The sequence below is a fragment of the Streptomyces sp. DvalAA-14 genome, assembly GCF_900091855.1.
Taxonomy (GTDB): Bacteria; Actinomycetota; Actinomycetes; order Streptomycetales; family Streptomycetaceae; genus Actinacidiphila.
The window spans coordinates 1-2840 of record NZ_FMCH01000132.1 but is presented as its reverse complement, the minus strand read 5'-3'; the positions used below and the strand labels follow the sequence as shown (position 1 = coordinate 2840).

Below are 2840 nucleotides of genomic sequence, written 5' to 3'. Positions count from 1 at the left end.
GGGCGTCCCGATCCGCCAGGCCAACATCAGCGCCTACCTCGCCCATGTCATCCCCCGCTACGAGGTGGGACCGGGGGCCCGGCTGTCGCAGAGCTTCGACCTCACCTTCGACGTCTCGGTCTTCGACATGTTCACCGCCTGGGGCGGCGGCGCCACGCTCGTCGTCCCGGACCACGACGAGGTGCTGACGCCGGTACGGTTCGTCACCGGGCGCGGGATCACCCACTGGTGCTCGGTGCCGTCGGTCGTCTCCTTCGCCCGGCGGATGCGCGCCCTGCGCCCGGGGTCCATGCCCGGCCTGCGCTTCAGCCTGTTCGCCGGCGAGCCGCTCAGCCTCCAGCAGGCCGCCGCCTGGCAGGCCGCCGCACCCGGCTCGCGGCTGGAGAACTTCTACGGGCCGACCGAACTCACCGTCACCTGCAGCGAGTACCGCCTCCCGGCCGAAACCGCCGACTGGCCGGCCACCGCCAACGGCACCGTCCCGATCGGCCGGGTCTATCCACACCTGGAGCACGTCGTGCTGGACCCCGACGGCCGGCCCGCCACCGAGGGCGAGCTGTGCGTCCGCGGCCCGCAGCGCTTCCCCGGCTATCTGGACCCCGCCGACAACGCCGCCCGCTTCTGGGATCTCGACGGCGACCGGCCGGCCGTGTCCGGCGACCTCGCCGCGGTGCCGCCGCACCTGTGGTACCGCACCGGTGACCGGGTGCGCCCCGACGGCGATCGGGGCCTGCTGCACCTCGGCCGCCTCGACCAGCAGGTGAAGGTGGCCGGCTACCGCGTCGAGCTCGGCGAGATCGAGGCCGCGCTGCGCGACCAGCCGGCCGTGCACGACGCGGTGGTACTGGCCCTCGACGCGCCCCGGGGCGGCACCGAACTGCACGCGGTGTGCACCGGCGACGGCGCCGAGCCCGGCCTGCTTCTCGACGCGCTGCGCTCCCGGCTGCCGGCGTACATGGTGCCCGCGACGCTGCGCGTGCTGTCCGAACTGCCGCTCAACGGCAATGGCAAGACCGACCGGACGGCCGTGGCCGCACTGCTGTCCGCACACGAAGGCCGGCCGCCGGCCCGGGAAGGCGCGAGATGACCCGAACCGACATTCCCCCGGCCGTCCTGATCGGGGCCCGCCCCGCCGAGGGGCACGCCACGCTGACCCGGATGGGCATCCCCTTCCTGTGCGTCGTGGATCCGTCCGAGAAGCTGCCGCCGGTGGCCGGCGCGCTGGAGGTGATCGAGGCGCCGTACCGGCAGGACCCGCTGTGCCTGCTGAACCTGCCGCTGCCGCGGCGGGTGTGCGCGGTCTTCTCCTTCACCGAGTTCGGCCTGTTGCCGGCCGCGCTGCTCTCCGAGGCACTGGGCCTTCCGTCGGTCCCGGTCGGCGCCGTGCTGCGCACCCGCAACAAGCTGCTGATGCGCCACGCGCTGGCCGGAGCCTTCGACGGGCCGCAGTTCGGCGTGGTGGGTCGGGACGAGCCGGCCGCCGACGTCTTCCCGCTGGTCGCCAAGCCGATCGAGGGCTCGGGCAGCCGGGGGGTGGAGTTCGTGGCAGACCCCGCCGAATACCTGCGGCGCCGCACGGAACTGGCCGGGCTGCTGTGGGAGCGGTGCGTCGACGGACCGGAGTACAGCGTCGAGGCCGTTTCCTTCGACGGGCGGCACCGCATCCTGGGCATCACCGCCAAGCGCACCACCGGCCGTCCGCACTTCATCGAGACCGGCCATGCGGTGCCCGCGCCCCTGGACCCCGCGGTCCGGGAGGAGATCGACGCGGCCGTACGCCGCTGCCTGGACGCACTCGGGGTGAACGTCGGCGCCTCCCACACCGAGGTGAAGGTCGAGAACGGCCGCGCGCTGATCGTCGAGACCCACACCCGGGCCGGCGGCGACCGCATCCCGCTGCTGACCCGGCTGGTCAGCGGCGTCGACCAGTACGAGCTGGCCGTGCAGTCGGTGCTGCCGTGGGCCGACCCGCACGAGAGGCTGCCCGAGCACGGCCACGCCGCCGTGCACTACTTCCCCTGGCAGGACGTCGTGTTCACCGACGGCGGCGGCATCGACGCCTGCCGCTCGGCGGCGGGCGTCGTCGAGATCGAACTCCAGGTGGGCCCCGGCGACATCATCCCCGTCTGGCGCCACAGCCATGAACGCCCCGGCCACGTGGTGATCGGGGCGGGCGACGCCGACGAGTTGCGGCAGCGCGTCGCGTCGGTGGACGCCCTGCTGCGCTCGACGTTCGGCTGACGCGGCGGCTGAGGCGGCGGGAGGCGCGCCAATGGCGCCCGCGGGGCGCCGCCCCGCCTCCTGCCCGCCCGGTTCCCCGCCCCCGCCCTGACGACCGCACCACCGACCGCGCGCCGCAGCGGCGCGCCCCACCCCGAGGACGTCCCCATGACCGTATCCACCGCAGCCCCCCGGCTCGGCCCCGTGACCGTGGACCGCGACGACTTCTGCGCCACCATGACCCAACTGCCCAGCGGCGCGAGCGTCGTGACCACCACCGGGCCCGACGGGCCGATCGGGTGCACCGTCACCTCGCTGGTCTCGCTGTCCGCCGATCCCCCCGCCGTCCTGGTCTCGCTCGCCAGCACCAGCCGCACCCTCGTGCAGGCCGTTGCCGCCGGCGGCTTCGCGGTGAACGTGCTGTCCTGGCAGCAGCGCGACCTGTGCCGCCGCTTCGCCCAGGGCGATCCGTCGGCGCGCTTCGACGGCGTCCCGTACACGCTGACCGACGGGCTCCCGGTGCTCGACGACCACGCGGCGGTGCTGGTCTGCCGGCTGGACCGCACGGTGGAAGTCGCCGACCACACCTTGCTGGTGGGCCTGCCGACCGTGGCCGCGTA

The 2840-nt window shown here is 74.4% G+C and carries 3 protein-coding genes; all 3 read left to right on the top strand.

Annotation, left to right across the window (positions count from 1 at the left end):
• Positions 1-1087: AMP-binding protein (locus tag GA0115240_RS06030; protein ID WP_093735615.1), on the top strand; the 1087-nt coding region annotated here is incomplete at its 5' end.
• A complete protein-coding gene (locus tag GA0115240_RS06025; RefSeq protein WP_093735614.1) occupies positions 1084-2241 on the top strand; it encodes an ATP-grasp domain-containing protein in 1158 nt (385 codons plus the stop codon). The genes GA0115240_RS06030 and GA0115240_RS06025, both read left to right, overlap by 4 nt.
• Positions 2242-2388: 147 nt before the next feature.
• Positions 2389-2840, top strand: a 452-nt coding sequence (locus GA0115240_RS06020; protein ID WP_093735613.1) for a flavin reductase family protein, incomplete at its 3' end; no start/stop codon positions are given.

Coding starts and splice junctions, on each gene's coding strand:
- GA0115240_RS06025 (WP_093735614.1), top strand. CDS start 1,084: ATGACCCGAACCGACATTCCCCCGGCCGTCCTGATCGGGGCCCGCCCC.